General features: G+C 65.2%; 5 protein-coding genes. 2 read left to right on the top strand and 3 right to left on the bottom strand.

Annotated elements, in window-relative coordinates; genetic code table 11:
- The first annotated feature begins 223 nt into the window (after positions 1–223).
- Positions 224–820, top strand: a complete 597-nt coding sequence (locus tag A3ES_RS0140265) for a uridine kinase family protein (protein ID WP_026163646.1) — start codon at positions 224–226, stop codon at positions 818–820.
- Positions 821–845: 25 nt separating this feature from the next.
- On the opposite strand, the gene A3ES_RS0140260 is transcribed toward A3ES_RS0140265, so the two are convergent.
- A complete protein-coding gene (locus A3ES_RS0140260; RefSeq protein ID WP_020392516.1) occupies positions 846–1808 on the bottom strand; it encodes a LysR family transcriptional regulator in 963 nt (320 codons plus the stop codon).
- Between the two features lie 450 nt (positions 1809–2258).
- Between A3ES_RS0140260 and A3ES_RS0140255 the strand changes: the two genes are divergently transcribed.
- Complete coding sequence (locus A3ES_RS0140255; RefSeq protein WP_020392515.1) at positions 2259–4511, top strand: collagenase; 2253 nt, start codon at positions 2259–2261, stop codon at positions 4509–4511.
- Positions 4512–4608: 97 nt separating this feature from the next.
- On the opposite strand, the gene A3ES_RS0140250 is transcribed toward A3ES_RS0140255, so the two are convergent.
- Together A3ES_RS0140250 and A3ES_RS0140245 are read right to left on the bottom strand one after the other, a co-directional pair.
- On the bottom strand, positions 4609–5157 hold the full coding sequence (locus A3ES_RS0140250) for a PIN domain-containing protein (RefSeq protein ID WP_020392514.1): 549 nt from the start codon (positions 5155–5157) through the stop codon (positions 4609–4611).
- Positions 5154–6275 (bottom strand): helix-turn-helix domain-containing protein, encoded by a 1122-nt coding sequence (locus tag A3ES_RS0140245; RefSeq protein WP_020392513.1) that lies wholly within the window; start codon positions 6273–6275, stop codon positions 5154–5156. The genes A3ES_RS0140250 and A3ES_RS0140245 overlap by 4 nt, the downstream gene beginning before the upstream one ends.
- Positions 6276–6890 lie beyond the last annotated feature (615 nt).

Raw genomic sequence — 6890 nt, 5'->3', positions numbered from 1 at the left:
CGGGCCAGTCACGCTTCCCGCCGCCGCATGCCCACCCGGTGCTCAAGGTGACGCCCGAGCCACCGCCCGCCGGAACGAGGCGCCGCTTTGGGCACGGGCTAGTCACGTTTTTCGCCGCCGTATGCCTACGCGGTGCTCAAGGTGGCGGCAGGAGGTGGGCTGGCCGGTGATCGGGACGGCTGGCGGTGAGGGGTGGATGGGCTGGTAGGGAAGAATGCGCGGGGTGAGTGCACGGGTGGTTTTGCTGGCGGGGCCGTCGGGGGCTGGGAAGTCGCGGCTGGCGGAGGTTGTGGGGTTGCCGGTGGTGCGGCTGGACGACTTCTACCGGGACGGGGATGACGCGGCGATGCCCCGGTCGCCGTTGGGGATCGTGGATTGGGATGATCCGGGGTCCTGGGATGGGGAGCGGGCCGTGGCTGCGTTGGAGATCTTGTGCGCCACAGGGGTCGCGGACATGCCGGTTTATGACATCTCGGCGGATGGCACCGTCGGGCATCGGCCTGTGGAGACAGGCGGATCGCCGTTGGTGGTTGCCGAGGGCATCTTCGCGGACCAGATCGTCGGGGCGTTGCGGGAGCGTGGATTGCTGGCGGCGGCGATCTGTGTGCGGCATCACCGGATCGTCACCTTCGTACGCCGGTTCCAGCGCGACCTGCGCGAGCATCGCAAGCCACCGTTCACCCTGCTGCGACGGGGACTCCTGCTGCTGAAGGACGATCCACGAGTGGTGAAGCGCTGCGTCGATGCCGGCTGCGAACCCCTGCACCCCAAGGCCGCCCGCCGCCGCATCACCGGCCTCCTCGCCACCACCACAGGCTGACCACTCTCGCCACTGGTCGGACGGACTAGCTCGTACGTGGGTGGACCTCGGGATGAGCGGCCCACCACGGACCGTACGCCGGGCTGTGGATCGCGTGCTCGGTATAGGCACTGGCGATGGCGAGATAGCTGGCCTCGATCTGGTCGTCGGTGACCCGGCTGCGGCGCCAGGCGAGGATGAGGCGGCCGCGCAGAGGATCACCCGTCAGGCGCCGTACCGCCATGCCGCCTGCGCCTGCGGAAGTGGGTTCGACCAACTGCACGGCGCGGCCGGTCTGGATGAGTTGACGCCCGCCGCCGCTGGGCGCCTCGTACCGGATTCTCGGGCTGAAGCCGGCCCGGCGGCACGCGGCGCGGAGCGACGCCAGCGAGCCGTCGTCGGCGCCAGGAGGGCTGATCCAGGCTTCGTCGGCGAGATCGGCGAGGTTGATCTCCTCGCAGCCGGCCAGCGGGTGGCTGGAAGTCAAGGCGATGAAGAAAGGCAACCGGGGCAGGACAGTGCGCTGAGCCAGGTCAGGAGCCAGCGGTACGTCGCTGTCGTCGCTCATGCCGATCACCGCGAAGTCGGACCGATGGTGTGCGAGCCCGTGCGCGAGGCTGATGGCGGAGGGGTCGACCTGGACGGTGAGCTCCACCGGGGACAGCGCCGCCTGGACCCGCTCCACCATGGTGCCGACGCATTCCATGTGCGCTGTTCCCATGTGCAACTCGGCCGGCCCCGCGCCGGCGGCCAGGGTGAGATCGCCGGCGAAGGAGTCCATGTCGGCCAGCACCAGCCGGGCACGTTGCAGTGCACGTTCTCCGAGCGGGGTAGGCCGGACACCGGTCCGGGCGCGCTCGAACAACTGTCCCCCGAGCGAGCGTTCGAAGCGTTGCAGGAGCCCGGTCAGTGCTGGTTGTGAGATCCCGAGCCGCGCGGCCGCCCTGGTCACGCTGCCCGCGTCGGCGATCGCGCAAATCGCCCGCAGATGGCGGATCTCCGGGTCCATAACGTGAGGCTATCGCCGTTGGGATGACCGCGGAACTGCTCGACGTGGCACGCTCCGAAACGTTGCGGATCCACCACTAGCCCACCGCAGCCACGCCGCGCGCGTGCCCCGCCCCCGGAGGACAAACTGATGATTCCTAAACGGCCTCAACGATTCCGGCAATTCCGACGACAGACCTCAGCGTTCTGCCTCGCTGCGATCGTCGCCCTGACAGGGTTCGGCCTCAGCGCCGCTCCAGGTCAGGCCGCCACAGTCGCCAAGACGTCCGGTGCGGCTACCACACCGCTGGGCACTGGCCCGAACGGACCGGGGCCGGCAGACAACGAACCTGCGCACGTCACCGATGCCAGGTTGCCACTCAGCCAGCGCCCTCCCTTGCCAGCGTCAAAGCACGAACTGCGTCGCGACTACGACGGACCTGGACAGACATCCGCCAAGCCCCGGCCCTCGATGCAGAATCGCAAGACCGCTGCGGCGCCGTGCAACATTGCGGACTTCACCAGCCGGACTGGCTGGGCACTGGTAGACCAAATCAAGGCATCGACGACGGACTGTGTGAACACACTGTTCAGCCTGACCGGGACGGATGCGCACTCCGCGTTCCGCGAGGCGCAGATGGCCAGCGTTGCCTACGGGCTGCGAGACAACAGCGCCAGCTACCCGGGCAACAATTCCACTGGTACCGCCCAACTGACCTTGTACCTACGAGCCGGGTACTACGTCCAGTGGTATAACCCGTCCACGGTCGGCACCTACGGCCCGACGCTGCGTACCGCTATCCAGTCGGGCCTGGACAGCTTCTTCGGCAACTCGCGCGCCTTCGAGGTCAGCGATGCCAACGGGGAGACTCTCGCCGAGGCGATCACCCTGATCGACAGCTCAGAACAGAACGCCCGCTACCTGTACGTCGTCAAGCGGATGCTGACCAGCTACAACAGCTCCTACAACACGTCGTGGTGGATGCTGAACGCGGTCAACAATGTGTACATCGTGTTGTTCCGCGGCCATCAGGTGCCGGAGTTCGTGTCGGCGGTCCAGTCCGACCCGAGCGTGATCGACACCCTGTATAGCTTCGCGTCCAACCACAAGGACCTGTTGTCAGGCGACCAGAGCTACCTGACATCGAACGCCGGCCGTGAAATGAGCCGGTTCCTGCAGCACTCCGCGCTGCTGGCCAAGGTTCGGCCGCTCGTGAAGGGCCTGCTCGGGCAGACCTCGTTGCAGGGCCCCACCGCGCCACTGTGGGTCGGTGTGGCCGAGATGACCGACTACTACGACAAAGCCAACTGCGCGTACTACGACACCTGCAACCTGCAGGCCAGGCTGGCAGCCGAGGTGCTGCCGATCAACCACACCTGCAGTTCCACCTTGCGCATCCGGGCCCAGGAGATGACCGCTGCCCAGCTGTCGTCGAGCTGCAGCAGCCTGGCGAACCAGGATGCCTACTTCCACGGCATCGTCGCCGACCCGGGCCCCGTCGCCAACGACCACAACACCAGCCTGGAGGTGGTGGTCTACAACTCCAGCACCGACTACCAGACCTACGCCGGGGCGATGTGGGGCATCGACACCAACAACGGCGGTATGTATCTGGAGGGCAACCCAGCCGCGGCCGGCAACCAGGCAAGGTTCATCGCCTACGAGGCCGAGTGGCTGCGCCCGATCTTCGCGGTCTGGAACCTCAACCACGAGTACACCCACTACCTCGATGGTCGCTTCAACATGCACGGCGACTTCAACTCGAACGTCAGCACCCCGACGATCTGGTGGATCGAGGGATTCGCCGAGTACGTGTCGTACTCCTACCGCAACGAGACCTACTCGGCGGCGATCAGCGAGGCTGCCCGGCGTACCTACGCGCTCAGCACACTGTTCGGCACCACCTACAGCCACGACACCACCCGGATCTACCGCTGGGGCTACCTGGCGGTGCGCTACATGCTGCAATCGCACCGCAGCGACATGACCACTGTCTTGAACTACTACAGGTCAGGGAACTGGAACGCTGCCGCCACCTACCTCCGATCCACGATCGGCAGCCGGTACGACGCCGACTGGTACAGCTGGCTGTCAGCCTGCGCGGCGGGCAGTTGCGGTGGCGGCGGCGGCAACCAAGCACCGGCCGCAAGCTTCACCGCCGCGGCCAGCGGCCTGAGCATCGCGCTCACCGACCGATCAACCGACTCTGACGGAACCATCGCCTCCAGGGCCTGGAACTTCGGAGACGGCACCAGCTCAACCGCCACCAACCCCACCAAGACCTACACCACCGCAGGCACCTACACCATCCAACTCACCGTCACCGACAACCAAGGTGCCACCGGCACCACCAGCCAGCAGTTCACGGTCACCAGCGGTGGCGGCACCACGCTCCCCGAATGCACCGGCAGCGACGTCCGCGTTCTCGGCAAGAATTGCCAGCGCAGCAACCGCAGCACCACCACCGGCAACTACGACTACCTCTACATCTACCTACCGTCCGGCACGGCCCAACTGCAGATCGTCAGCACCGGCGGCGCCGGCAACTGCGACCTCTACTACAACAAGACCACATGGGCGACTACCACCGCCTACACCCAACGGTCGACCGCCACCGGCAACACCGAATCGGTCACCGTCGCCAACCCGCCAGCCGGCTACAACTACATCAGCCTGCACGGCACAACAGCCTGCAACGGCGTCACCATCAGCACCCGCTACTGATCGTGAGTTCCCTCTGCGCGGCCCCAACAGCCCATCCGCGCAGAGGGAACTCCGCTGTGCGGCCGCGGTAGGCGAGCAGCAAGCGCGGCATGACAAGTCATTTGTACTCGATGAGCCCTTGTTCTAAAGCCCATTGCCTGAAACAACCGGTCTCAAACGGGAGGTAGTAAGTGCTAGCAAGGAGGTCGTCTGCAAGCGCCTCCACCATTGGGACGGTGAGACGTTCTTCGCGGATTGCACGACAAAGCAGTGGGAGTGTCGCCGTAACGCGGATGCCCTCATCCTTGGCGAGATTGCGGGGAACGCCGTCGTCGAGGACAGTCTCGAACCCGCGTACGTTGCCGAGCGCGAGCACCCCACACTCTCCGAGGTTCTGCTCACCAACAGCAAGTCGTTGCTCGTAGCGCGCGAAGGCCATCACGAAGGCAACGTCATCGCTACGGTCAACGTGGATCCAGTCCGCGCTGAGCACCTGGTCCAGCGCAGGCAACTGGTGGATCTGACGCTTTAACTCTCGCTCCACACTTTCAGGGATGAGGACGCCTCGGTCGCCAGCCAGGAATTTCAGGACCCCTAGCCAACCTTTTTCGGCAAAGTGCCGCAGAGGACCGGTATCGAACACCAGAGGGTCCGGCAATTGCGTCACGAAACGAAGTTCCAGATCTCATCTTCTCGCCGCACCCGGAGCGATGGCAGGTCGCTGTCGGCGAATGTGCCGTGGAGCAGTTCGAGGGCTCGTTCACGACTGATCCGTTCGTCACGGAACGCCCGAAGGACTGCCTTCTGATATGGCAGGGGAAGGCGGGTCTCCTCGACCTCGCCAGGGACGTAAAGCCCGAACTCCACAATGTCGGCGCGCGTCGTCGCGACCCTGCGCACAGCAGCGGCCTCACTGCTCCCGACCAGTTCCAACTCTTCCAGTCGTCTAGCGAGCGTTGCCATATCAACCCGGAAATCGCTCGCAAGAAGGACCGAGGCATCACGGAGCCCACGCTTCTCATAACGAGTCCAGGCGTCCCGTAGACCAGGCTCGGGCAGTAGCACCGACCGAGCGAACCGATCGAGGCGCGACTCAATGTCACCGCCTTGCTGGTCAGCGACCCTCCAATCGACCGTGTATTCGTCTGCGACGAGGAAATGACCCAACTCATGAGCCAGCGCGAGTCGCCGACGTCCGATCTTGTTATGGCTGTTCACCAAGCTCACAGCTCCTTGGCGAAGCAGGATCGTCCCTGCGTCAGCTGTGTCCACTCCCAAATTGACCAGGAACGCCAAGAGTCCAATGGCGGCGACCTTCTCCACCAAGTCATGTATTGGCACCGCATCATCAACGCCGAGCAGGTTTCGCGCCCTGACCGCCAACGTGTCTGCATCCGCCAAAGTGGTAGGCCGCGGCCATGCCTCGCTATCGCTTGCAGCGAGGCCGAGTTCTGCAGCGGCCAGCGTCTGTACGAACTCGACATCTGCAGCGATGGTCGCTAGCAACCAGTCGATCTTCGAGTCAGCAGTATCCAAGCCTTGATTGGAGCGATGAGACACCAATGCCGGCACTGGCTCGCCAAAGAACGATGACATCCGCACCTTGAGGACCGCCGCGATGTCAGACAACTCGAGGGCAGTGACCTTCCGAATGCCGCTCTCGATCTTATTCACGGCAGTCCGGTCCAGACTCACACGAACAGCTAGCTCGCCCTGGGTCAAACCTGCCCGCTCACGCGCCTCCCGCACTCTGACGCCGAGGGCTCTCTCGTCACTCTCTCCCATATGTGCGAGTTTCGCACATATGGGGCCAGAATTCACGCCGCCCCTGCTCCAACGCCTCAGCCCCGAACTATCGGCGGCGGGGCGTGCGCCAGCGGAACGGCCTGCGAAGTTGCGCCGGTCTGGCAATGGGACTGGGACTAGGCACGACCGGTCGGAACGTCCCAGTACACCTTGTGGCGCGGGGCAGACCGTACGCAGCCCGTCACCGGCCGGGGTGTGCGGGGGCGCCTCGGTCCACCTCCTGGCCGATTACCCATTCACGAACCGGTCTCGCCGTCCATCTTCCGGCCGCTCGATTGCCAAGTCGGATCGCCGGGAGGACGAACCGCCGCGGTCGAGGGATTCAGAGTTCCGGGGACGGGCCTGAAGGAACCGGAAGGCGCCGCTCCCGTCCGGGCATCCGTTCTGCCCGTGAGTCGGGGGCTGATGTCCGGCCCTGCCGTCCAGCATCTCTGTCAGGCGTCAGAACTGGTGTATTTGCGATGGCCAGGCATGCAGGACGGGCCCTGCGCCCAGCTGCACCAACGTGGCAGCCGTAGTGGTCCGCGGACGAATACCGCGACACGGGTTCCTCCGTTAGGCCGCGACCCGTCGGTCACGAGTCCCGCCTTGCGC

The sequence above is a fragment of the Kribbella catacumbae DSM 19601 genome (genome assembly GCF_000372465.1).
GTDB classification, from domain to species: Bacteria; Actinomycetota; Actinomycetes; order Propionibacteriales; family Kribbellaceae; genus Kribbella; species Kribbella catacumbae.
Note: the sequence above shows the minus strand (reverse complement) of the source record. Positions and strands in the feature narration are given on the sequence as shown.